Raw genomic sequence first — 22,166 nt, 5'->3', positions numbered from 1 at the left:
CGCCGCGCCCCGAAGAAAGCGCGCATCCGTCCCTACGACCACCGGGAGCAACCCCGTGCTGCGGAACGAAACGCTCAGGAACATCCCGCTCACCCCCGACCTCCACGACTACCTGCTCACCGTCGGCAGGATGACCCCCGACCCGCTCCTGGTGGAGCTGGCGGAGCGGACCCGGACGGCCGTTCCCGACCAGGCGCACATGGTAGTCGCCCCCGAGGAGGGCGCGCTGCTGACCTTCCTGGTGCGGCTGCTCGGCGCCCGCCGCGTCGTCGAGGTGGGCACCTTCACCGGTTCCTCCTCCCTGTGCCTGGCCCGCGGACTGGCCCCGGGCGGCTCGCTCGTCACCTGTGACGTCTCCGCCGAATGGACCTCGCTGGCACAGGAGTTCTGGGCCCGCGGCGGCGTCGACGACCGTATCGAGCTGCGGCTCGGCCCGGCCACCGAGACACTGCGCGCCCTGCCCGCCGAACCGCACCTGGACCTCGCCTTCATCGACGCGGACAAGCCCGGCTACATCGACTACTGGGAGGAGCTGGTCCCGCGCATGAAGCCGGGCGCGCTCCTGCTGGTCGACAACACGCTCTTCAGCGGCGAGGTGATCGACGACTTCCCCGGCGAGAAGGCCGCCGCCGTCCGCAAGTTCAACGAGCACGCGCGCCGGGACGAGCGGGTCCAGCTCGTGATGCTGCCGCTCGCGGACGGTCTGACGATGGCGCGGCGGCTGCCCGCCGGAGAGTCGCCGTTCTGATGACGCCCGCCCGGCACGGCGGCCCCAGGGCGGCCCGCAGGACACGCCCCGGGCCGCCGCGCCCGCCCCACGAACCGCGCCGACCGGCAGGAGGATCACCGTGACCGGGCCGACCCGCCCCGGATATCCGCTGCACACCCTCACCGCGGAGCACCCGCTCGACGGCCTCGACGGTCTCGACGGCTTCGACGAGGACTTCCCGCGCGACCTCGGCACCGCCGAACAGCAGCCGCAGTGGGACGATCCCGTCCAGGTGGCGGCCGCCCGCGCCGAACTGGCGCGGCTGCCGGGCCTGGTCGGCTGGGAGGAGGTCCGCCTGCTGCGGACCCTGCTCGCCGAGGCCGCGGCCGGCCACTGTCTGGTGATCCAGGCCGGCGACTGCGCCGAGGACCCCGCGGAGTGCGCCCCCTCGGCGGTGCTGCGCAAGGCCGGACTGCTGGACGCGCTGGCCGGGGTGATGGTCGCGGGCACCGGCCTGCCCGTGGTGCGCATCGGCCGGATCGCCGGCCAGTTCGCCAAGCCGCGCAGTGCCCCCATGGAAACCGTCGACGGCGTCGAACTGCCGGTGTACCGGGGCCACCTGGTCAACGGGCCCGACCCCACCCCGGCCGCCCGCCGCCCCGATCCCCGGCGGATGCTGGAGTGCTACTACGCCGCCCACCGCGCCGTCACGTACCTGCGGCAGCGCACCAGCGACTGGGCGCTGCCGACGGGCGCGCCGGTGTGGACCAGCCACGAGGCGCTCGTCTTCGACTACGAACTGCCGTTGCTGCGGCGGACCGCGGGCGGGGACATCCTGCTGGCCTCCACGCATCTGCCGTGGATCGGTGAGCGCACCCGGCAGCCGGACGGGCCGCACGTCATGATGCTGGCGCGGGTGACCAACCCGGTGGCCTGCAAGGTCGGTCCGACGACCCGGCCGCAGGAGCTGCTCGCCCTGTGCGCCCGGCTGGACCCGGCGCGCGAACCGGGCCGGCTCACGCTGATCGCCCGGATGGGCGCGGGGGCCGTCGGTGACGCGCTGGCGCCGCTGGTCGCCGCCGTGCGCGACGCCGGCCATCCGGTGGCGTGGCTGTGCGACCCGATGCACGGCAACACCGTCAAGTCGCCGTCGGGCGTGAAGGTCCGCTCGGTGCGCACGGTGGTCGAGGAGGTGCGCACCTTCCTGGAGGTGGTCGCGAACGCCGGCGGCACGCCCGCGGGACTGCACCTGGAGACCACGCCGTACGACGTCGCCGAGTGCGTCTGGGGGGACCCGGCGGAACTCGACGCCGCACCGCAGCGGACCGCCGGCCCCGTGTCCCACTGCGACCCCCGCCTCAACCCCGCCCAGGCGGTGGAGGTGGCCCGCGCGTGGACGACCCCCCGTCCGTGAGGCCCCTCGAGCCCGCTTCGAGAGCCCACCGACCGGCACCGCCGTGAGTCCGGACCACACCCGTGGACCGGTTCGCACCCCGCACGTCCGGACCACAGCCCCGCAGGTCCGGAACCACCCCCGTAAGAACGCCCAGTGGAAAGGGAACGACACCATGTCCGAGACCGTCATCCGCACCGACGACGGAACCTTCGCGATGATCAACGTCTTCGAGGTCGAGCCGGAGAAGCAGACGGAGCTGGCCGAGGTGCTCAGCGAGGGCGCCGAGAAGTTCATCCGGCACCGTCCCGGCTGCATCTCGGTGAACATCCTGACCAGCCTCGACGGCAAGCGGCTCGTCTACTACGCGCAGTGGGAGAGCAAGCGCGACATCAAGGCGACCATGGCCGACCCGGACGTCCAGGTCTACCGCGACCGCGCCGCCGCCCTGGCCAAGCCGGACCCGCACGCCTACACGGTCTTCTCGGTCCACCACCCCGAGAGCTGACGCCCGCCCGCTCACGAGTCCCACGGCACCGCACCGCAGCCCCGCGGTGCGGTGCCGCCCCTCCCGCCGGTAAGGAGACGTCCGCCTCATGTCCCGTCGCCTGTTCACCTCGGAGTCCGTGACCGAGGGTCACCCCGACAAGATCGCCGACCAGATCAGCGACACGATCCTCGACGCGCTGCTGAGCGAGGACCCGGCGTCGCGGGTCGCCGTCGAGACGCTGATCACGACCGGCCTGGTGCACGTGGCCGGCGAGGTCACCACCACGGCGTACGCGCCGATCGCGCGGCTGGTGCGCGAGAAGATCCTGGAGATCGGCTACGACTCCTCCAAGAAGGGCTTCGACGGCGCCTCCTGCGGTGTCTCGGTGTCGATCGGCGCGCAGTCCCCCGACATCGCGCAGGGCGTGGACACCGGCGGCGCCGGCGACCAGGGCCTGATGTTCGGCTACGCGACCGACGAGACGCCCGAGCTGATGCCGCTGCCGATCCGACTGGCCCACCGTCTCTCGCAGCGTCTGACGGCCGTCCGCAAGAACGGCACGGTCCCCTATCTGCGCCCCGACGGCAAGACCCAGGTCACCATCGAGTACGACGGTGAGCGTGCCGCCCGCCTGGACACGGTCGTCGTCTCCTCCCAGCACGCCTCCGACATCGACCTGGATTCCCTGCTGACCCCGGACATCCGCGACCACGTCGTCGAGCCCGAGCTGAACGCGCTCGTTCAGGAGGGCATCAAACTCGACGTCGAGGGCTACCGCCTGCTGGTGAACCCCACGGGCCGGTTCGAGATCGGCGGCCCGATGGGCGACGCGGGCCTGACCGGCCGGAAGATCATCATCGACACGTACGGCGGCATGGCCCGGCACGGCGGAGGCGCCTTCTCCGGCAAGGACCCGTCGAAGGTGGACCGCTCGGCGGCGTACGCGATGCGGTGGGTGGCGAAGAACGTGGTGGCGGCGGGCCTGGCGGCCCGGTGCGAGGTGCAGGTCGCGTACGCGATCGGCAGGGCCGAGCCGGTCGGCCTGTTCGTGGAGACCTTCGGCACGGAGACGGTGCCGGCCGACCGCATCCAGGCGGCCATCACCGGCGTCTTCGACCTGCGGCCGGCGGCCATCATCCGCGACCTGGACCTGCTCCGTCCGATCTACGCGCGGACCGCCGCGTACGGCCACTTCGGCCGTGAGCTGCCCGAGTTCACCTGGGAGCGCACGGACCGGGTGGCGGCGCTGCGGGCGGCGGCAGGGGTGTGACATGCGGATAGCGGTCACGGGCTCGATCGCCACCGACCACCTGATGACGTTCCCGGCCCGGATCACCGACCAGTTGCTGGCCGACCGCCTCGACCGGGTCTCCCTGTCGTTCCTCGTGGACAGCCTGGAGGTGCGGGAGGGCGGGGTCGCCGCCAACATCGCGTACGGGCTGGCCCGCCTCGGGCACCGCCCGCTGCTGGTGGGGGCGGTGGGCGCCGACTTCCACGCGTACGGTGCGCGGCTGGCCGGCCTGGGGGTGGACACCGGCGCCGTGCGGGTCTCCACGACCCGCCACACCGCCCGCTTCCTGTGCACCACCGACCCGGACGGCAACCAGCTCGCCTCGTTCTACCCGGGGGCGATGAGCGAGGCGTCCGGCATCGACCTCGGAGGGGTCCTCGACGGGGGTGTCGACCTGGTGCTGATCGGCGCCGACGACCCGGCGGCGATGGTGCGGCACACCCGGACCTGCCGGGCCCGCGGGGTGCGTTTCCTGGCCGACCCGTCCCAGCAGCTGGCCCGGCTGGACGGGGCCGAGATCCGTGAACTCGTCGAGGGCGCGGACCACCTGTTCACCAACGAGTACGAGCACGGCCTGCTGCTGGAGAAGACGGGCTGGTCCCGCGCCGACGTCCTGGCGAGGGTCGGCACCTGGGTGACGACGCTCGGCGAGAAGGGCAGCCGGATCGAGCGGGCGGGCGAGCCGCCGGTGGACGTGGCGGCGGCCGCGGCGACCGTCGTCGCCGACCCGACCGGGGTCGGCGACGCGTTCCGCGCGGGGTACCTCTCGTGTCTGGCGGCGGGCGGGGACGCGGTGCGCTGCGCGCGGACGGGCTCGGTCCTGGCGACGCTCGCCCTGGCCGCAATCGGCACCCAGTCCTACGACGTCACCGCGGACGACCTGCCCGCCCTGCTCGCGGCGGCCTACCCGCCGCCGGTCCGGCCGCTCAGCCCTCGACCAGCGTGATCTCCTGCCGCTGTGCCGCGTGGAAGCGGGGCAGCGGCAGGCCGCCCTGCGGCCGGAGCTCCATCACCATGGCCTCGATGTGGGCCGGACCGGGCTCGAGGGCGTCCGACGAGACCCTGCCGGTGTTCTCCCAGCGGTGTTCGGCACCGTCGCACACCGCCCGGGTGCCGCCGATGCCGTGCCGCACGCTCGAGGACTTCTGGGCGACGGAGGAGCTGACGAAGACGGGACCCGTGCTGTCGACGCAGCGGTAGGTGCCGGAGAGGGTGACGGTGCCGTCCGCGGCGATGCGGCCGGTCGGGTCGACGGTGACCGTCTCGGCCGGGTCGGAGGTGGCGGTCGCCGCCGGGGCGGCCAGCAGGAGCAGGGCCGCCCCGGCAGCGGCGGTCAGGACGGGGCGCAACGACAACGGCATGGAAGGACCTCCTGTGATGGGGACCTCCACAGGTACCGGTCGAGCGCGCCCGCGCCGGTGACCGTCACCCCTTCGGTGGCGAGTCCGCGCCGTGCGTCGGCGAACGGTCGTGGGGTTGTCCTGGTGCTGTCACGGTCCGCTCCGTCCTCTGGTGACGGCCGTGTGGCGGGCGCATGGTCGAAGCACGGGGCCCGCCGCGGGGCCAGCCCCACCGACGTGGAGGTGCGCCATGTGTAACCACCGGTCCCCCAGCGCTTTCGCCGACGCCGCGCACGTCGTCGCCGCCCACCCCGAGCAGGGCTGGAGCCTGTTGTGCGACGGCACGATCGTCTTCGACGACTCCGGCGAGCTGCTGCCCGACGGCCGGGTCGTGGCCCCGCACCGGGTGAGCACCGGGCAGCTGGCCGTCGCCGCCTGATCAGTCCCCCAGGACGGCGAAGCCGTCGAGTTCGACGAGGGCCCGCTCGTCCCACAGCCGTACGATCCCGACGACCGCCATCGCCGGGTAGTCCCGGCCCGCCGACTCCCGCCACACCCGGCCCAGTTCGGCGGCACAGGCCCGGTAGGCGGCGACGTCCGTGACGTACACCGTGACGCGCGCCAGGTCCGAGGGCGTGCCGCCGGCCGCCCGGAGCGCGGCCAGCAGATTGCCCAGCGCCCGCCCGAACTGCTCCGGCAGCGTCTCGCCCACCACCTTCCCGTCGCCGTCGAGCGCGGTCTGCCCGGCCAGGAACACCAGCCGGGAGCCGGTGGCGACGACCGCGTGGGAGAAGCCGGCCGGCGGGGACAGCCCGGGCGGGTTCACGCGTTCGGCGGTCACCGTCCGGCCTCCGCGTTCGCGTACAACTCCTTGGCGATGATCGCGCGTTGCACCTCGCTCGCCCCCTCGTAGATGCGTGGTGCCCGGACTTCGCGGTAGAGGTGCTCCAGCAGGTGGCCGCGCCGCAGCGCCCGCGCTCCGTGCAGCTGGACGGCCGTGTCGACGACGTACTGCGCGGTCTCGGTGGCGAGCAGCTTGGCCATGGCGGCCCGGCGGGGCACGTCCGGGGCGCCGGTGTCGTACGCCGTCGCCGCCGCGTAGACCATCAGGCGGGCCGCCTCGGTGCGCAGGGCCATCTCGGCGACCTGGTGGGCGACCGTCTGGAGATCCCTCAGCTTGCCGCCGAAGGCGTCCCGTCCGGCGGTGTGGGCGACGGTGGCGTCGAGGGCGGCCTGGGCCATGCCGACGGCGAAGGCGCCGACGCTGGGCCGGAAGAGGGTGAGGGTGCCCAGGGCGACCCGGAAGCCGCGGTCCGGCTCGCCGAGCACGTCGTCCGCGGTGACCGGGACGGCGTCGAAGCGGAGGGTTCCGACGGGGTGCGGGGAGAGCAGGTCGAGGGCGGAGCCGGTGAGGCCGGGGCGGTCGGCGGGGACCAGGAAGGCGGTGACGCCCCGGGCGCCGGCGCCCTCGGTGGTGCGGGCGAAGACGGTGTAGACGTCGGCCTCGGGGGCGTTGGAGATCCAGCACTTCTCGCCGGTCAGGCGCCAGCCGTGCGGTCCGTCCGGCTCGGCGGCCAGGGACAGTGCCGCGGCGTCCGAACCGGCGCCCGGCTCGCTGAGCGCGAAAGCGGCCACCGCGCTGCCGTCGGTGACGCGGGGCAGCCAGCGGTCCCGCTGGGCGGCGGTCCCGTGGACGTGGACCGGATGCGCGCCCAGCCCCTGCAGGGCGAGCGCGGTCTCCGCCTCGGTGCAGGCGTACGCCAGCGACTCGCGCATCAGGCAGAGGCCGACGGCGCCGGAGGTGAACAGGCGGGCCAGCAGCCCCAGGTGGCCGAGTTCGGCGACGAGCGGACGGTTGACGCGGCCCGGCTCGCCCTTGTCCGCGAGGGGGCGCAGCCGGTCGGCGGCCAGGGCGCGCAGGTCGGCACACCAGGCGGTCTGCTCCGGTTCGAGTGAGAATGCGGGCATCGCCGGGCCCCTTCCTCCGAGGGCCCCACCGGGCCCTCCCGCTGCCTCCCCCGACGGTATCGCGAACCGTTGACTGTCGTCACCAACGCGATACGCTCGGTGCGCGAGCCCACCACGACGCCCGTCACGGCGCCCGTCCCGGCGCCCACCAAGGCAAGGGGGCGACCCGCCATGACCGTCTCGGCCCATGTCGACACCTTCGCGCGCGACCACCTCCCGCCACCCGGTCAGTGGCCCGATCTCCGCTTCGACCTGCCGGAGCTGCGCTACCCCGAACGGCTGAACTGCGCCGCCGAACTCCTCACCGGCCCCGACCCGGACCGTCCCGTCTTCCACACCCCCACCGGCCCCGCCTGGACGTACGGCGAGCTGCGCGCCCGCGTCGACCGGCTGGCGCACCTGCTCACCGGCGACCTCGGGATCGTCCCGGGCAACCGGGTGCTGCTGCGCGGGCCGACCACGCCGTGGCTGGCGGCCTGCTGGCTGGCGGTGCTGAAGGCGGGCGCCATCGCCGTCACCGTGCTGGCCCAGCAGCGGCCGCACGAGCTGCGCACGATGTGCGAGATCGCCCGGGTGCGGCACGCCCTGTGCGACATCCGGACGGTCGACGACCTCGCCAAGGCCGAGGTGCCCGGCCTGCGCATCGCCACGTACGGCGGTGACGCCCCCGGCGACCTGCTGCGCCGGCCGGCGCCGGACACGCCGTACCGGGCCGTGGACACCGCCGCCGACGACGTGGCACTGATCGCCTTCACCTCCGGCACCACCGGACGGCCGAAGGGGTGCCTGCACTTCCACCGGGACGTGCTCGCCGTGGCCGACACCTTTTCCCGGCATGTGCTCGGGCCACGGCAGGACGACGTGTTCGCCGGCAGTCCTCCGCTCGGTTTCACCTTCGGCCTCGGTGGCCTGCTCGTCTTCCCGATGCGGGCCGGCGCGAGCGCGCTGCTGCTGGAACAGGCGGGCCCCAGACAGCTGTTGCCCGCCATCGCCGGGCACCGGGTGTCCGTGCTGTTCACCGCGCCGACCGCCTACCGGGCGATGCTCGACGACCTCGACGGCCACGACCTGTCGTCGCTGCGCCGGTGCGTCTCCGCCGGTGAGAACCTGCCCGCGGCCACCTGGCGGGCCTGGCACGAGCGGACCGGGCTGCGCCTGATCAACGGCATCGGCGCCACCGAGCTGCTGCACATCTTCATCTCCGCCGCCGACGAGCGGATCCGGCCCGGCACCACGGGCGTCCCCGTCCCGGGCTGGGACGCGCGCGTGCAGGACGAGCACGGTGAACCCGTCCCCGACGGCCGGCCCGGACTGCTCGCCGTGCGCGGCCCGGTCGGCTGCCGCTACCTCGCCGACCCGCGTCAACGCGCGTACGTGCGGCACGGGTGGAACCTCACCGGCGACACCTACGTCCGCGAGCCCGACGGCTACTTCCGGTACGTGGCCCGCGCCGACGACATGATCGTCTCGGCCGGGTACAACATCGCGGGCCCCGAGGTCGAGGAGGCCCTGCTGCGGCATCCGGACGTCGTCGAGGCCGCCGTCGTCGGGCGCCCCGACGAGGCGCGCGGGCAGGTCGTGGTGGCGTTCGCCGTGCTGCGCGCGGAGGCGCGGCGGGACGCGGAGGCGCTGCGCGCCTTCGTCAGGGCCGAGTTGGCGCCGTACAAGTGTCCGCGCGAGATCGTCTTCCTGGACGCCCTGCCGCGCACCGCGACCGGCAAACTCCAGCGGTTCCGGCTGCGCACCGGCGGTGAGGCCGACAGTGACACCGATGGTGACCAGCAGTGATGCCGACGACCTAAGATGATCAACGTGTCCGACCAGCCAGCACCTCGGTCTCTCATCGTCACGCTCTACGGCGCGTACGGCCGCTTCGCGCCGGGCCCGGTGCCCGTCGCCGAGTTGATCAGACTGCTCGCCGCGGTCGGCGTCGACGCGCCCTCCGTACGCTCCTCGGTGTCCCGGCTGAAACGGCGCGGACTGCTCCTGCCGGCCCGCACGGCCCAGGGCGCCGCGGGCTACGAACTGTCGTCGCAGGCACGGCAGCTGCTCGAGGACGGCGACCGGCGGATCTACGCCGCCGCGCCGCCCGAGGACGAGAGCTGGGTGCTGGCGGTCTTCTCCGTGCCGGAGTCGGAGCGGCAGAAGCGGCACGTGCTGCGCTCCCGGCTGGCCGCGCTGGGCTTCGGCACCGCCGCCCCCGGCGTGTGGATCGCGCCCGCCCGGCTGTACGAGGAGACCCGCAACTCCCTGCGACGGCTGGGCCTGGACCCCTACGTCGACTTCTTCCGCGGCGAGCACCTCGGTTTCGCGCCGACCGCCGAGTCCGTCGCCCGCTGGTGGGACCTGGCGGCCATCGCCAAGCAGCACGAGGCGTTCCTCGACCGCCACGAGGGCGTCCTGCGCGCCTGGGAGCGGCGCACGGACACCCCCGAGGAGGAGGCCTACCGCGACTACCTCCTCGCCCTGGACTCCTGGCGCCATCTCCCCTACGCCGACCCCGGTCTACCTGCCCGGCTGCTCCCCGCCGCCTGGCCGGGGGCGCGCTCGGCGGCCGTCTTCCGGGGGCTGCACGAGCGGCTGCGGGACGCCGGGGCGGAGTTCGCCGGGGTACCCGCGACCGACTGACCCGCGTCGCTTCCCGAGGGTGAGACGGGGTCTGGGCGCGTCGGTGCGTCCGGTGCGCGGCGGCCGGCTGCCCGCCCGGTACGGATCCGGCCAGACGACGCCCGGGCCGTCGTAGCCCTGTTCGGCGGCGGCGTGCAGCGTCCAGTGCGGGTCGTACAGGTGCGGGCGGCCCAGGGCGCACAGGTCCGCGCGTCCGGCCAGGATCAGCGAGTTGACGTCGTCCCAGGAGGAGATCGCGCCGACCGCGATCACCGGCACGCCCACCGCGTTGCGGATCCGGTCGGCGAACGGTGTCTGGTACGACCGCCCGAACTCCGGTGTCTCCTCGGCGACGACCTGCCCGGTGGACACGTCGATCGCGTCGGCGCCGTGCGCGGCGAACGCCCGGGCGATCTCGACGGCGTCCTCGGCCGTGGTCCCGCCCACGGCCCAGTCGGTGGCGGAGATCCGGACCGTCATGGGCCGTTCCTCCGGCCACACCGCCCGGACGGCGTCGAACACCTCGAGCGGGAAGCGCAGCCGCCGCTCGAGCGAACCACCGTAGGCGTCCGTACGGCGGTTGGTCAGGGGGGACAGGAAGCCGGACAGCAGGTAGCCGTGTGCGCAGTGCAGTTCGAGCAGATCGAAGCCGGCCCGCGCGGCCCGCGCTGCGGCGGCCGTGAACTGCTCCCGCACGTCCGTCAGTCGGGCCCGGCTCAGCTCCCGCGGCAGCCGGCCTCCCGGCTTGTACGGCAGTGCGGAGGCGGCCACCAGGGGCCAGTTGCCGTCGGGCAGCGGTTCGTCCATGCCCTCCCACATCAGCCGGGTCGAGCCCTTGCGTCCGGAGTGCCCGAGCTGGACGCCGATCGCGGTGCCCGGCGCCCGGGTGTGCACGAACCCGGTGATCCGCCGCCACGCCTCGGCCTGCCTGCCGGTGTAGAGGCCGGTGCAGCCGGGTGTGATGCGCCCCTCGGGGGACACGCACACCATCTCCGTCATCACCAGTCCGGCTCCGCCGAGGGCGCGGGCCCCCAGGTGGACGAGGTGGAAGTCGCCGGGGAGGCCGTCGGTCGCCGAGTACATGTCCATCGGGGAGACGACGACCCGGTTGCGCAGGGTCAGACCGCGCAGCCGGAAGGGGGTGAACATCGGGGGCGTGCCGGGCGGGCAGCCGAACTCGCGCTCCACGGCCTCGGTGAAGTGCGCGTCGCGCAGGCGCAGGTTGTCGTGGGTGACGCGGCGGCTGCGGGTGAGCAGGTTGAAGGCGAACCTGCGGGGTGGCTGCCCGGCGTACAGGGCGAGGTTCTCGAACCACTCCAGGCTGGCGCGGGCGGCGCGCTGGGTGGAGGCCACGACGGGCCGGCGCTCCTCCTCGTAGGCGCTCAACGCCCTCTCCAGGGTGGGCTGTTCGTCCAGACAGGCGGCCAGGGCGAGGGCGTCCTCGACGGCGAGCTTGGTGCCGGAGCCGATGGAGAAGTGGGCGGTGTGGGCGGCGTCGCCCAGCAGGACGACGTTGCCGTGCGACCAGCGCTCGTTGACCACCGTGCGGAAGGTGGTCCAGGCGGACCTGCGGGACCGCAGCGGCCGTCCGCCGAGCGCGTCGGCGAAGATCTTGGCGCAGCGGTCGACCGACTCCTGTTCTCCCAGCTCGTCGAAGCCGGCGGCGCTCCACACCTCCTCGCGCATCTCGACGATCACCGTGGAGGCGTCGGCCGCGTAGGGGTAGCCGTGCAGCTGCATCACGCCGTGCTCGGTCTCGGCGGTCTCGAAGCGGAAGGCGTCGAAGGCGAAGTCGGCGGCCAGCCAGATGTAGCGGCAGCGGTGGCTGACGACACGGGGGCGGAACACGTGCGAGTAGGCCTCGCGGGTGGTGCTGTGCACGCCGTCGGCGGCGATGACGAGGTCGTAGGCCTCGGCCAGCCGCCCCGGGTACGGCGCCTCCGTGTGGAAGCGCAGGTCGACGCCGAGGGTGCGGCAGCGGTCGTGCAGGATCTCCAGGAGGCGGTGCCTGCCGAGGGCGGCGAAGCCGTGGCCCCCGGCGGTGTGGCGGGTGTTCCGGTGGACGACGTCTATGTCGTCCCAGCGGACGAAGTCCCGTCGCAGGGCCTCGTACACCGCCGGGTCGGCGTGCTCGATCCCGCCCAGGGTCTCGTCGGAGAGGACGACACCGAAGCCGAAGGTGTCGTCGGGGGCGTTGCGTTCCCAGAGGGTGACCTCGCGGTCGGGGCCGAGGCGTTTCAGCAGGGCCGCGGCGTAGAGGCCCCCGGGGCCTCCGCCGATGACCGCCACGCGCAGGGGGTGGCCTCTCCCCTCGTGCGGCCGCGGGTCGTGGGTGGCTGGTCGCGCGGTCGCCCGCGCCCCTCCGGCCGGCATCCCCGCGTGGGCTGCCATGGTTACCGCCCCCGCCACTTCGGTGCCCGTTTCCCGGTGAACGCCGCGTGGAACTCCGCGTAGTCCTCGCCGTTCATCAGGAGGGCCTGGGTGGCCGCGTCCAGTTCGACCGCCGCCGCCAGCGGCATGTCCAGTTCGGCGGTGAGCAGGGCCTTGGTCTGGGCGTACGCCAGGGCCGGACCGTCGGCGAGGCGGCGGGCGAGCCGGTGTGCGGCCTCGTCCGCCCGGCCGTCCTCGGCCAGCTCGCTGATCAGGCCGATCCGCTCGGCCTCCGGTGCCCGGACCGGCTCCCCCAGCATGAGCAGACGGGTCGCGTGGCCGAGGCCCACGACCCTCGGGAGCAGATAGGCCGCTCCCATGTCGCCGCCGGAGAGGCCGACGCGGGTGAAGAGGAACGCGAAGCGGGCGGTGGGGTCGGCGACGCGGAAGTCCGCGGCCAGGGCGAGGACGGCGCCGGCGCCCGCGGCCACCCCGTGCACCGCCGCGATCACCGGGAACGGGCACTCCCGTAGGGCCCGGACGACCTGCCCGGTCATCCGGTTGAAGTCGAGGAGCTGGGCGGTGTCCAGGGCGAGGGTGGCGCCGATGATCTCCTCGACGTCCCCGCCGGAGCAGAAACCGCGTCCCTCGCCGGCCAGCACCAGGGCGCGCACCGAGCGCTCCCTGGACAGTTCGGCGAGCAGGTCGCGCAGGTCGGCGTAGGCGCCGAAGGTGAGCGCGTTGAGTTTCGCGGGGCGGGCGAGGGTGACGGTGGCGACGCCGTCGGCGTGGGTGACGCGGAGGTGGTGCCAGTCGGAGGTGCGGGCGGCGGAGCCGGTGAAGGGACTCATGAGGGCGGCCTCCTCGACGAGCGGTTCCCCCAAATTATCACTCTTATCTGACTGTCGTCAGGAGTGCGCGATAAACGGTGCGGGTAGGTGACGGGGGTGTACCGCGTGACCGGGTCGCGTCACATGCGTCACCGGTCGTCGATGACGCGGTAACAACGGGATCAGGGGGGCGAGCGGGCCCGTTGAGCCGGGTAAGCCGCCGGTGCGGGGCCGGAGGTCCCGACGGCGACCGCCCCGCGCCCCTGCCGGAGGCCGCCGTACCATTCCTGGAGTTGAAAGCAGGACGGCCTGATGTCGAGTACAGGAACCTGCGCCATGAACGGACTCGCCTTGCACGAACGCCCTGCCTCATCCGCCTCCTGGCGCGTCGCGCTGCCGCACTCAGCCGCGGCCGTGCCGGTGGCCCGCGCACTGGTCCGTACGGCACTGGCCGAGCTGGAGCACGGGGCGGACAGCGACACGGCGGAGCTGCTCACCGCCGAGCTGGTGGCGAACGCCGTGGAGCACACCGCGGGGGACGCTCCGATAGAGCTGGTCGTGCAGCTGCTGCCGACCGGCTGCCAGGTCGAGGTGCACGATCCCGACCCGGCGCCGCCCGGCGACCTGACCCGTCCGTCCGGCGGGGAGCCCGACCCCTGGCAGGAGCACGGGCGTGGCCTGCTGCTGATCCGCGCCCTCAGCTCGTCCTGCGGTCACCGCCCCACCGAGAAGGGCAAGGCGGTGTGGTTCAGACTGGCTGCGGTTCCGCCACAGTGGCGTCCGCGTCCCGCGTGAGCCGCGGCAGCCGGGAGTTCCGGCGCCCGTAGAGGGCGTACAGCGCGAGACCGGCCGCGAGGAACAGGGCGAACTGCAGCCAGGTCGTCCAGCCCGTCTCGTACATCAGGTACAGGCAGCAGCCGACGCCGAGCAGGGGCAGCAGGGGGACGAGCGGGACGCGGAAGGTGCGGGCCAGGCCCGGTTCACGGCGGCGCAGGGCGATCACCGCGATGTTGACGACGGCCATGACGGCGAGGGTGCCGATGGTGCACAGGTTCATCACGGCGTCCAGGGAGGCGAAGGCCGCCGGGAGCGCGAAGACGCCCGCGACGATCAGGGTGCCGGCCACGGGCGTGGCGGTGCGGGGCGAGACCTTCTCGAAGACGCGCGGGACGAGTCCGTCACGGGCCATGGACAGCAGGATGCGGGTCTGGCCGTACATCACCGCGAGGACGACGGAGGCGATGGCGACGACCGCGCCGAAGGCGACGATCCCGCCGCCGACGGAGGAGCCGGTGACCTGGTTGACCACGTACGACAGGGCGGCGGGGCGGCCGGCGACCTCGTCGCCGCCGACGGCGCCGATCGCGGCGAGCGCGACCGCGCAGTACAGCAGGGTGACCACGCCCATGCAGACGAGGATCGCGACGGGCACGTCCCGGCGGGGGTTCCTGGCCTCCTCACCGGCCGTGGTGATCGCGTCGAAGCCGATGTAGGAGAAGAAGGCGGCGGTGGTGCCGGCGCCGATGCCGCCGAGGCCGGCCGGGGTGAAGGGCGTGAGGTTGCCGTCCCGGAAGGCGCTGAAGCCGATCGCGCAGAAGGCGACGAGGATCGCGAGCTTGAGCACGGCCATGGCGGCGGTCGCCCGGGCGCTCTCGCGCACTCCGCGGACGAGGAGGACGGCGGCCATGGCGATGACGAGGACGGCCGGGAGGTTGACCACTCCGCCGTCGCCGGGGCCGTTGGAGAGGGCCGCGGGCAGCTGCCCGCCGGTGAGGCTCTCCAGGAGTTCGTTGACGTACTGGCTCCAGCCGACGGCGACGGCGCTCACCGACACGCCGTACTCGAGCAGCAGGCACCAGCCGACCAGGAAGGCGGTGGTCTCGCCCAGGCTCGCGTAGGCGAAGGAGTACGAGGAGCCGGAGACCGGGATGGCGCCGGCCAGCTCGGCGAACGCGAACGCGGTGAACACGCAGGTGATCGCGGCGAGGACGAAGGAGACGACGACGGCCGGGCCGGCCTGCGCGACCGAGTCGGACAGACCGACGAAGATGCCGGTGCCGACGATCGCGCCGACGCCGAAGCAGACCAGCTGGAAGAGGCCCATCGTGCGGCGCAGGCCGTGGCCTTCGCGGTCGGCGCCGGACTCGGCCACGAGGAGGGCCGGGGACTTGATGCGGGGCATACGGGTGGTGCTCGTTTCTGGTGGTGCGGGTGCGACGGGGTGGGTCGCGGCGACGCGGGTCACGTCGCGCGGCGGCCGCGGAAGGGGTGGCTCCGGGCCGCCGGACAGGATAAGCGCTGTTCAGGCGAGGGTGGCGACCAGCACGGCCTTGATGGTGTGCAGGCGGTTCTCGGCCTCGTCGAAGACGACCGAGTGGGCCGACTCGAAGACCTCGTCCGTCACCTCGAGGGAGTCCAGGCCGTGGGTCTCGTGAATCTCACGGCCGACCTTGGTGCCCAGGTCGTGGAAGGCCGGCAGGCAGTGCAGGAACTTCACGTCCGGGTTGCCGGTGGCGCGCAGGACGTCCATGGTCACGGCGTACGGGGCGAGGGCGGTGATCCGCTCGTCCCAGACCTCCTTGGGCTCGCCCATGGACACCCACACGTCGGTCGCGACGAAGTCGGCGCCGCGCACGCCCTCCTCCAGCGACTCGGTGAGGGTGACGCGGGCCCCGCTGGTCTCGGCGAGCTCCCGGGCGCGGTCGACGACCTCCTGGGCCGGCCAGTACGTCTTGGGGGCGACGATGCGCACGTCCATGCCGAGCAGGGCGCCGGTGACCAGGTAGGAGTTGCCCATGTTGAAGCGGGCGTCGCCGAGGTAGGCGAAGGCCATCTCCTCCAGGGGCTTGCTGCTGTGCTCGGTCATCGTGAGCACGTCGGCGAGCATCTGGGTGGGGTGCCAGTCGTCGGTGAGGCCGTTGTAGACGGGCACGCCGGCGAAGGCGGCCAGCTCCTCGACCTTCTGCTGGCTGTCCCCGCGGTACTCGATCCCGTCGTACATCCGGCCGAGCACCCGCGCGGTGTCCTTCACGGACTCCTTGTGGCCGATCTGCGAGCCGGACGGGTCGAGATAGGTGGTCGAGGCGCCCTGGTCGGCGGCGGCGACCTCGAACGCGCAGCGGGTGCGCGTCGAGGTCTTCTCGAAGATCAGCGCGATGTTCCTGCCGCTGAGGTACCGCGTCTCGGTCCCGGCCTTCTTGGCGGCCTTGAGTTCGGCGGCCAGCTCGATCAGGCCGCGGAACTCCTGCTGGGTGAAGTCCAGCTCCTTGAGGAAGTGGCGGCCGGCGAGGGCGGTCGGGACTGTCGCCATGGGGCGCTCCTGAGATGCGGTGAGGACATGCAGTGACAGGGAACCTTGGAAGTCTATACGACATTCGGCATTTCTATGCAGCCCCCGCCCCCCTGAGGCACCCGTCCGGCGCGCTGTCGCGGTGGGCGACCCTCCGGCGCTGTCTTGGTGGGCGACCGTCCGGCGCGCTATACGGCCACCCGTTCGACGGGGCAGCTCATGCAGCGCGGCCCGCCCCTCCCCCGGCCCAGCTCGCTGCCGGGGATCTCGATCACCTCGATGCCCTGCTTGCGCAGGTGGGTGTTGGTGGTGGCGTTGCGTTCGTAGGCGATGACGACGCCCGGCTCGACGGCGAGCACGTTGCAGCCGTCGTCCCACTGCTCGCGCTCGGCCGCGTGCACGTCCTGGGTGGCGGTGAGGACGCGGACCTCACTGAGGCCGAGGGCGGCGGCGATCGCGCGGTGCATGTGCTCCGGCGGATGGTCGGTGACCTTCAGCTCCTTCTCGCCCACCCCCGGCTCGATGGTGTACGAGCGGAGCATGCCGAGGCCCGCGTACTGGGTGAAGGTGTCGCCGTCGACCATCGTCATCACGGTGTCCAGGTGCATGAAGGCGCGCCGCTTCGGCATGTCGAGGGCGACGATCGTCTCGGCCGAGCCGGCGGCGAACAGCTTGTGGGCGAGCAGTTCGACCGCCTGGGGCGTGGTGCGCTCGCTCATGCCGATGAGGACCGCGCCGTTGCCGATCACCAGGACGTCCCCGCCCTCGATGGTGGAGGGGTAGTCGGCCTGCCCCTCGGACCAGACGTGGAACGTTTCCGCACGGAAGAGCGGGTGGTAGCGGTAGATCGCCTCGAAGTGCACGGTCTCGCGCTGCCGGGCCGGCCAGCGCATCGCGTTGATGGAGACGCCGTCGTAGATCCAGGCCGAGGTGTCGCGGGTGAAGAGGTGGTTGGGGAGCGGGCCGAGGAGGAAGTCGTCGAGTTCCATGACGTGGAAGCGGACCGAGGTCGGCTCCGGATGCGCCTCCAGGAACTCCCGTTTGGTGATGCCGCCGACGAGGAGCTCCGCGAGTTCCGGTGCGGGCAGGTTCTCGAAGGCGGCGCGGAGGTGGTCGGTGGCGAGCACCCCGTACTCCTTCTCGTCGAAGACCCGGTCCAGGACGAGTGATCTGGCCGCCGGGATCTCCAGGGCCTCGGTGAGCAGGTCGCCGAAGAGGTGGACGGCGACGCCGCGGTCGCGGAGCACGTCCGCGAAACCGTCGTGCTCGGCGCGCGCCCGGCGCACCCACAGCACGTCGTCGAAGAGGAGGGCCGTCTTGTTGCTGGGGGTGAGCCTTTTGAGCTCGAGATCCGGCCGGTGCAGGATGACGCGGCGCAGCCGCCCGGCCTCGGAGTCGACATGGAATCCCATGCCTCCATCCTGACCATCGACGACCGCCTTCACCCCCTGCCCGACCGATTCCGCCCACCTTGTTTTCGTCCCCTTGACGACAAGCCCGCCTTCCACTTATCGTCTCAATGACGAGAATTAGGAACGAGGGGGACCTCATGGCCGACATCACCAGGCGTCTGGGCCTGCGCCATCTGCGGGGCGCCCCGACGGCGCACATCCGGCACCACCGCTCCGGCAAGCTGGCGCACGACGGGCCGGGGCTCAGCTTCTGGTTCCGCTCGCTGACCGCCGCGCTCTCCGAAGTGCCGGTCGACGACCGCGAGTTGGCGATGACCTTCCACGCCCGTACGGCGGACTTCCAGGACGTGGCGGTGCAGGCGACGGTCACCTACCGCATCAGCGACCCGGCCCTGGCCGCCGCCCGCCTCGACTTCTCCATCGACCCCGACACCGGGGCCTGGCGGGGCGCGCCCCTGGAACAGCTCGGCACCCTGCTGACGGAGACGGCGCAGCAGCACGCGCTGGACGTGCTCGCCCGTACGCCGCTGTCGGCGGCGCTCGTCGACGGGGTGACGGCGGTCCGCGAGCGGGTGGCGGCGGGGCTGGCGGCGGAGCCGCGACTGCCGGCCACGGGGATCGAGGTGGTCGCCGTACGGGTCGTCGCGCTGCGGCCGGAGCCCGAGGTGGAGCGGGCGCTGCGCACCCCGGCCCGCGAGCAGATCCAGCAGGAGGCCGACCGGGCGACGTACGAGCGGCGGGCGGTGGCCGTCGAGCGGGAGCGGACGATCGCCGAGAACGAACTGGCCAGCAGAATCGAACTCGCCCGGCGCGAGGAACGGCTGGTCGAGCAGCGCGGGACGAACACCCGGCGTGAGGCGGAGGAGAGCGCGGCGGCGGACAAGGTACGGGCGGAGGCCGAGGCGTCCCGCACGGTCCGGCTGGCCCAGGCCGAGGCGGCCCGGTCCGTGCAGCTGGCGCAGGCGGAGGCCACGCGCGCGGTGAAGCTGGCGGAGGCCGAGGCGGACCGGCAGGTCCGGCTGGCCGAGTCCGAGGCGCGGCGCACCGAGCGGCTGGCGGAGGCGGAGTCGGCGCGCACGGTCCGACTCGCCCGCGCGGAGGCGGAGGCGGCGCGCGAGGTGGGCGAGGCACGGGCCCAGGCGCAGGCGGCCTGGCTGCGGGTGCACGCGGACGTCGATGTCGCGACCCTGCACGCCCTCACCGGCACGCGGCTCGCGGAGAACCTGCCGCACATCGACAGCGTGACCATCTCGCCGGACGTGCTGACCGGGCTGCTGGCCAGGCTCGGCGCCGGGCACCGGGAGTGAGCCTCGCCCCGCGGGCCGTGCTGGTGCGGCGCACCACCGAGTACGAGGAGTTGGTGGCCCGGCACGGCACGCACGGCCAGGCCGCCTTCTTCCTCGCCTCGCGGGGCCGGGACATCGAGGAGGTCGCCGAACGGCACCGCCGCACGCGACGGGCGCTGGCCGAGGTGACCGCGGCGATCCCCCTCACCTGGCGCCGGACCTCGGTGGAACGCTCCGACCTGGACCGGTTCCTGTTCGCGCCCGAGGACGTGGTGATCGTGGTCGGGCAGGACGGGCTGGTGGCGAACGTCGCCAAGTACCTGGCGGGACAGCCGGTGGTGGGCGTCGACACGGACCCCGGACGCAATCCGGGCGTCCTGGTCCGCCACCGGCCGGGGGATGCCGCCGCGCTCCTGCCCTCGGTGCTCGCGGCCGGCACGGGCGTGGACGAGCTGACCATGGTGGAGGCCGTCGCCGACGACACCCAGCGGCTGGTGGCCCTCAACGAGATCTACCTCGGCGCGGCCGGTCACCAGACCGCCCGGTACCGCCTGGGCCTCGAGGACGACGGGGGTGTCGTCGAGGCCCAGGCCTCCTCCGGGGTGCTCGTCGGCACGGGGACGGGGGCGACCGGGTGGATCCGGTCGGTGTGGCAGGAGCGGGGCGGAATCCGGGGCGGGGGCGGTCTGCGGCTGCCGGGACCGTCGGAGCGGCGGCTGCTGTGGTTCGTGCGGGAGGCGTGGCCGTCCCCGGCAACGGGGACCTCGCTGGTGGCGGGGGAGCTGGCGGCCGGGGGGCGGCTGACGCTCACCGTCGAGTCGGAGCGGCTCATCGCCTTCGGCGACGGGATCGAGAGCGACGCGGTGGAGCTGACGTGGGGGCAGACGGTGCGGGTGGGGGTGTGCGGGGAGCGGCTGCGGCTGGTGGGCTGAGTGCCGCCGTGCAGGTGGGCCTGAGTGCGCCGAGCAGGTGGGCTGAGTGCGGCCGTGCAGGTGGGCTGAGTGCGCCTGTGAGTGCGGTCGGCCGGCGGCGGCTTCGGGAGGTGGGTGGGGGTTGTGCCGACGAGGGCCGCGGGCCGGGGCGTGCCTGCGCCGACGCGGCGGGCACCGGTGGCCTGGGCAGTCGCGGGGGCGTGGGGAGTCGCGGGGGCTGCGGAGCGCGGGGAGCGGGCTGCGCCTGGTGGGAGTGAGCTCGCGTGAGCGGCAACAGCGGGGAGCCGGGGGGTGGGGCCGGGTGGCGCGCCCGCGCAGCGCTCCGCTCGTGCGGGCCGGGGCGTGGCGGCTGGGGGGGTGTCGGGGCGCGGGCTTGCGCGGGAGGCGGGGGGGGGGGGGGGGGGGGGGGGGGGGGGGGGGGGGGGGGGGGCGCGGGGGGCCCCGCCCCCCCGCCCCCCCCCCCCCCCCCCCCCGCCCCCCCCGCCCCCCCCCCCCGCCCCCCCCCGCCCCCCCCCCCCCCCCCCCCCCCCCCCCCCCCCCCCCCCCCCCCCCCCCCCCCCCCCCCCCCCCCCCCCCCCCACTGCCGTACTCCTCCTCGCGGATCGGTCACGACGCGCGGGACGTGAGCCCGCTCCGGGCCCCGCGGGGCCCCACGCAGCGGCCCCGCCGAGCCTTGACTGCCTCCCGCGGTGGGTCTAGGTTCCCTCCAGCAGACAGGAAACCTTCCTAACAGTGGCTCCGGACGGAGTCCCCGCCGACGCCGCTGAGGAGCCGGGCAGCCGAAAGGCAGGTGTGCACCGTGACAGGAACCGCCGGTACGCCGGGCACCCCGCGCGTCCTGCGCGCCATGAACGACCGCGCCGCCCTGGACCTCCTGCTGGCGCACGGCCCCCTGTCCCGCACCCGGATCGGCAGGCTCACCGGCCTGTCCAAGCCGACCGCCTCCCAGCTCCTGGCCCGCCTGGAGGCGGCCGGACTGGTTCTGGCTACCGGCACCACCGAGGGCCGCCCCGGCCCCAACGCCCAGCTGTACGAGGTGAACCCGGCCGCCGCCCACGCCGCCGGCCTCGACGTCACCCCCGAACGCGTCCTCGCCGCCGTCGCCGACGTCACCGGCCGGACGGTGGGCACGCACGAGGTGCCCACACCCGGCAGGAAGGGCGCCGGGGCCGTCGTACGGCAGGTCACCGAGGCGCTCGACGGCGCGGTGAAGGCGGCGGGCCTGACCCGGGACGACGTGCGGCGGCTGGTCGTCGCCACGCCGGGCGCCTTCGACCCCACCACCGGCCGGCTGCGCTACGCCTCCCACCTCCCCGGCTGGCACTCCCCCACGCTGCTCGACGACCTCGCCGCAGCGCTGCCGATGCCGGTCGAGTACGACAACGACGTCAACCTGGTCGCCGTCGCGGAACAGCGGCTCGGCGCGGCCCGCGGGCACGACGACTTCGTGCTGCTGTGGAACGAGGGCGGTCTCGGCGCCGCCCTCGTCCTCGGCGGCCGGCTGCACCGCGGCTGGACCGGAGGCGCCGGAGAGGTGGGTTTCCTGCCGGTTCCGGGCGCACCCCTCGTCCGGCAGGTGACCAAGGCCAACAGGGGCGGCTACCAGGAACTGGCCGGCTCCCAGGCCATCCCGCGGCTGGCCCGGGAGCTGGGCATGACCGACATCCCCTCGGGTCCGTACGCCGAGGTCGCCGCCGCGCTCGTCCGGCGGGCCGCCACCGAGGACACCGTCCTGCACGGGCTGCTGCTGCGCACCTACGCGACCCGGCTCGCGACCGGTCTCGCCTCCCTCGTCTCCGTCCTCGACCCCGAACTCGTCGTCCTCAGCGGCGCCTGCCTGACCGCCGGCGGCGAGGTGCTGCGCGCCCTCGTCCAGGCCGAGCTGGAGGAACTGGCCGCCTCCCGGCCGAAGCTCGTCGTCGGCGACGTCACCGAACACCCCGTGCTGCGCGGCGCGCTGGAGAGCGCGCTGGCCGCCACCCGCGACGAGGTCTTCGACACCTCGCGCTGACCCACCCCCGCGACTCCCCCACTCCTCACGTCATCACCCCCTCCGCCCGCCCCCCCCTCTTCCCCCCCCTCACCGCCTGTTCCACCCCGCGGTCCCCCCTCCTCGCCTCACCACCTCACCGCCCTGCCCCGTCCCCGGGAGGCCCGTCATGCCCATACGTACACGGTGATCCTCGTGTTCCTCCTCCCCCAGAAGGCGTTCGTCGAGGGCCCCACCCCGACCGGAGCGAAGGGTTGAA

19 protein-coding genes and 1 pseudogene are annotated in these 22,166 nt (G+C 73.9%); 12 read left to right on the top strand and 8 right to left on the bottom strand.

Translation table 11 applies throughout. The annotated features are described in order from the left end of the window. Positions 1 to 55 precede the first annotated feature (55 nt). The 5 genes from ACIBBD_RS14665 (at position 56) to ACIBBD_RS14645 (ending at position 4,829) form a co-directional block, all read left to right on the top strand. On the top strand, positions 56 to 748 hold the full coding sequence (locus ACIBBD_RS14665) for an O-methyltransferase (RefSeq protein WP_399419732.1): 693 nt from the start codon (positions 56 to 58) through the stop codon (positions 746 to 748). A 100-nt stretch (positions 749 to 848) separates the two neighbouring features. Further along, positions 849 to 2,123, top strand: coding sequence for a 3-deoxy-7-phosphoheptulonate synthase (locus ACIBBD_RS14660; RefSeq protein WP_399419731.1), 1,275 nt, complete (start codon positions 849 to 851; stop codon positions 2,121 to 2,123). Positions 2,124 to 2,277: 154 nt separating this feature from the next. After that, positions 2,278 to 2,610 (top strand): antibiotic biosynthesis monooxygenase family protein, encoded by a 333-nt coding sequence (locus tag ACIBBD_RS14655; protein WP_399419730.1) that lies wholly within the window; start codon positions 2,278 to 2,280, stop codon positions 2,608 to 2,610. A gap of 88 nt (positions 2,611 to 2,698) precedes the next feature. After that, positions 2,699 to 3,862: a methionine adenosyltransferase gene (gene metK / locus ACIBBD_RS14650; RefSeq protein ID WP_399419729.1), complete on the top strand. Its 1,164-nt coding sequence runs from the start codon at positions 2,699 to 2,701 to the stop codon at positions 3,860 to 3,862. Position 3,863: 1 nt separating this feature from the next. Then, positions 3,864 to 4,829: a carbohydrate kinase family protein gene (locus tag ACIBBD_RS14645; protein WP_399419728.1), complete on the top strand. Its 966-nt coding sequence runs from the start codon at positions 3,864 to 3,866 to the stop codon at positions 4,827 to 4,829. Here ACIBBD_RS14645 and ACIBBD_RS14640 read toward each other — a convergent pair. After that, on the bottom strand, positions 4,810 to 5,238 hold the full coding sequence (locus tag ACIBBD_RS14640; RefSeq protein ID WP_399419819.1) for a DUF6299 family protein: 429 nt from the start codon (positions 5,236 to 5,238) through the stop codon (positions 4,810 to 4,812). The genes ACIBBD_RS14645 and ACIBBD_RS14640 overlap by 20 nt on opposite strands. A 235-nt stretch (positions 5,239 to 5,473) precedes the next feature. Between ACIBBD_RS14640 and ACIBBD_RS14635 the strand changes: the two genes are divergently transcribed. After that, a complete protein-coding gene (locus tag ACIBBD_RS14635; RefSeq protein ID WP_399419727.1) occupies positions 5,474 to 5,662 on the top strand; it encodes a DUF5999 family protein in 189 nt (62 codons plus the stop codon). Here the strand turns inward: ACIBBD_RS14635 and ACIBBD_RS14630 are convergent, their stop codons facing one another. Both ACIBBD_RS14630 and ACIBBD_RS14625 read right to left on the bottom strand, forming a co-directional pair. Continuing rightward, positions 5,663 to 6,064, bottom strand: a complete 402-nt coding sequence (locus ACIBBD_RS14630) for a RidA family protein (RefSeq protein ID WP_399419726.1) — start codon at positions 6,062 to 6,064, stop codon at positions 5,663 to 5,665. It lies immediately after the preceding gene. Continuing rightward, positions 6,061 to 7,191: an acyl-CoA dehydrogenase family protein gene (locus ACIBBD_RS14625; protein ID WP_399419725.1), complete on the bottom strand. Its 1,131-nt coding sequence runs from the start codon at positions 7,189 to 7,191 to the stop codon at positions 6,061 to 6,063. Before ACIBBD_RS14625 ends, ACIBBD_RS14630 begins: the two co-directional genes overlap by 4 nt. Positions 7,192 to 7,362: 171 nt before the next feature. Here ACIBBD_RS14625 and ACIBBD_RS14620 point away from each other — a divergent pair, with 171 nt between their 5' ends. Together ACIBBD_RS14620 and ACIBBD_RS14615 are read left to right on the top strand one after the other, a co-directional pair. After that, the gene (locus tag ACIBBD_RS14620) at positions 7,363 to 8,979 is read left to right on the top strand and encodes an AMP-binding protein (RefSeq protein ID WP_399419724.1); all 1,617 of its coding nucleotides are present in this window, start codon (positions 7,363 to 7,365) and stop codon (positions 8,977 to 8,979) included. Positions 8,980 to 8,994: 15 nt separating this feature from the next. Next, positions 8,995 to 9,804 (top strand): annotated as a pseudogene (locus ACIBBD_RS14615) (PaaX family transcriptional regulator C-terminal domain-containing protein); the annotation flags it as partial. On the opposite strand, the gene ACIBBD_RS14610 reads toward ACIBBD_RS14615, so the two are convergent. Together ACIBBD_RS14610 and ACIBBD_RS14605 are read right to left on the bottom strand one after the other, a co-directional pair. Beyond that, positions 9,697 to 12,189, bottom strand: a complete 2,493-nt coding sequence (locus ACIBBD_RS14610) for a bifunctional salicylyl-CoA 5-hydroxylase/oxidoreductase (RefSeq protein WP_399419723.1) — start codon at positions 12,187 to 12,189, stop codon at positions 9,697 to 9,699. The pseudogene ACIBBD_RS14615 and the gene ACIBBD_RS14610 sit on opposite strands and share 108 nt — an antisense overlap. A gap of 2 nt (positions 12,190 to 12,191) precedes the next feature. Further along, positions 12,192 to 13,019, bottom strand: a complete 828-nt coding sequence (locus ACIBBD_RS14605) for an enoyl-CoA hydratase family protein (RefSeq protein ID WP_399419722.1) — start codon at positions 13,017 to 13,019, stop codon at positions 12,192 to 12,194. 315 nt (positions 13,020 to 13,334) lie between these two features. Here ACIBBD_RS14605 and ACIBBD_RS14600 point away from each other — a divergent pair, with 315 nt between their 5' ends. Beyond that, positions 13,335 to 13,793 (top strand): ATP-binding protein, encoded by a 459-nt coding sequence (locus tag ACIBBD_RS14600; protein WP_399419721.1) that lies wholly within the window; start codon positions 13,335 to 13,337, stop codon positions 13,791 to 13,793. Here the strand turns inward: ACIBBD_RS14600 and ACIBBD_RS14595 are convergent. The 3 genes from ACIBBD_RS14595 to ACIBBD_RS14585 form a co-directional block, all read right to left on the bottom strand. Beyond that, positions 13,747 to 15,180 (bottom strand): amino acid permease, encoded by a 1,434-nt coding sequence (locus tag ACIBBD_RS14595; RefSeq protein WP_399419720.1) that lies wholly within the window; start codon positions 15,178 to 15,180, stop codon positions 13,747 to 13,749. The genes ACIBBD_RS14600 and ACIBBD_RS14595 overlap by 47 nt on opposite strands. Before the next feature lie 120 nt (positions 15,181 to 15,300). Next, entirely contained in the window at positions 15,301 to 16,308 is a 1,008-nt protein-coding gene (gene argF / locus ACIBBD_RS14590) for an ornithine carbamoyltransferase (RefSeq protein ID WP_399419719.1), read from the bottom strand. A gap of 167 nt (positions 16,309 to 16,475) precedes the next feature. Further along, positions 16,476 to 17,699 carry an arginine deiminase gene (locus tag ACIBBD_RS14585; protein ID WP_399419718.1) on the bottom strand — a complete coding sequence of 408 codons (1,224 nt, stop codon included), beginning with the start codon at positions 17,697 to 17,699 and terminating at the stop codon, positions 16,476 to 16,478. Between the two features lie 137 nt (positions 17,700 to 17,836). Here ACIBBD_RS14585 and ACIBBD_RS14580 point away from each other — a divergent pair, with 137 nt between their 5' ends. The 3 genes from ACIBBD_RS14580 (at position 17,837) to ACIBBD_RS14570 (ending at position 21,928) form a co-directional block, all read left to right on the top strand. Continuing rightward, complete coding sequence (locus ACIBBD_RS14580) at positions 17,837 to 19,006, top strand: SPFH domain-containing protein (protein ID WP_399419717.1); 1,170 nt, start codon at positions 17,837 to 17,839, stop codon at positions 19,004 to 19,006. Next, entirely contained in the window at positions 19,003 to 19,917 is a 915-nt protein-coding gene (locus ACIBBD_RS14575) for a hypothetical protein (protein WP_399419716.1), read from the top strand. Before ACIBBD_RS14580 ends, ACIBBD_RS14575 begins: the two co-directional genes overlap by 4 nt. 799 nt (positions 19,918 to 20,716) lie before the next feature. Then, complete coding sequence (locus ACIBBD_RS14570; protein ID WP_399419715.1) at positions 20,717 to 21,928, top strand: ROK family transcriptional regulator; 1,212 nt, start codon at positions 20,717 to 20,719, stop codon at positions 21,926 to 21,928. Positions 21,929 to 22,166 lie beyond the last annotated feature (238 nt).

Origin of the sequence: Streptomyces sp. NPDC051315, from assembly GCF_044455165.1 — a bacterium.
Taxonomy (GTDB): domain Bacteria; phylum Actinomycetota; class Actinomycetes; order Streptomycetales; family Streptomycetaceae; genus Streptomyces.
The sequence above is the reverse complement of the archived record's forward strand: the minus strand, read 5'-3'. Positions and strand labels throughout refer to the sequence as shown.

What these genes read in the sequence shown, in the direction of transcription:
- ACIBBD_RS14625 (WP_399419725.1), bottom strand. Translation starts at nt 7,191, where the DNA reads ATGCCCGCATTCTCACTCGAACCGGAGCAGACCGCCTGGTGTGCCGAC.
- ACIBBD_RS14600 (WP_399419721.1), top strand. Translation starts at nt 13,335, where the DNA reads ATGAACGGACTCGCCTTGCACGAACGCCCTGCCTCATCCGCCTCCTGG.
- ACIBBD_RS14610 (WP_399419723.1), bottom strand. Translation starts at nt 12,189, where the DNA reads ATGGCAGCCCACGCGGGGATGCCGGCCGGAGGGGCGCGGGCGACCGCG.
- ACIBBD_RS14645 (WP_399419728.1), top strand. Translation starts at nt 3,864, where the DNA reads ATGCGGATAGCGGTCACGGGCTCGATCGCCACCGACCACCTGATGACG.
- ACIBBD_RS14655 (WP_399419730.1), top strand. Translation starts at nt 2,278, where the DNA reads ATGTCCGAGACCGTCATCCGCACCGACGACGGAACCTTCGCGATGATC.
- ACIBBD_RS14580 (WP_399419717.1), top strand. Translation starts at nt 17,837, where the DNA reads ATGGCCGACATCACCAGGCGTCTGGGCCTGCGCCATCTGCGGGGCGCC.
- ACIBBD_RS14595 (WP_399419720.1), bottom strand. Translation starts at nt 15,180, where the DNA reads ATGCCCCGCATCAAGTCCCCGGCCCTCCTCGTGGCCGAGTCCGGCGCC.
- ACIBBD_RS14605 (WP_399419722.1), bottom strand. Translation starts at nt 13,019, where the DNA reads ATGAGTCCCTTCACCGGCTCCGCCGCCCGCACCTCCGACTGGCACCAC.
- argF (WP_399419719.1), bottom strand. Translation starts at nt 16,308, where the DNA reads ATGGCGACAGTCCCGACCGCCCTCGCCGGCCGCCACTTCCTCAAGGAG.
- metK (WP_399419729.1), top strand. Translation starts at nt 2,699, where the DNA reads ATGTCCCGTCGCCTGTTCACCTCGGAGTCCGTGACCGAGGGTCACCCC.
- ACIBBD_RS14620 (WP_399419724.1), top strand. Translation starts at nt 7,363, where the DNA reads ATGACCGTCTCGGCCCATGTCGACACCTTCGCGCGCGACCACCTCCCG.
- ACIBBD_RS14585 (WP_399419718.1), bottom strand. Translation starts at nt 17,699, where the DNA reads ATGGGATTCCATGTCGACTCCGAGGCCGGGCGGCTGCGCCGCGTCATC.
- ACIBBD_RS14635 (WP_399419727.1), top strand. Translation starts at nt 5,474, where the DNA reads ATGTGTAACCACCGGTCCCCCAGCGCTTTCGCCGACGCCGCGCACGTC.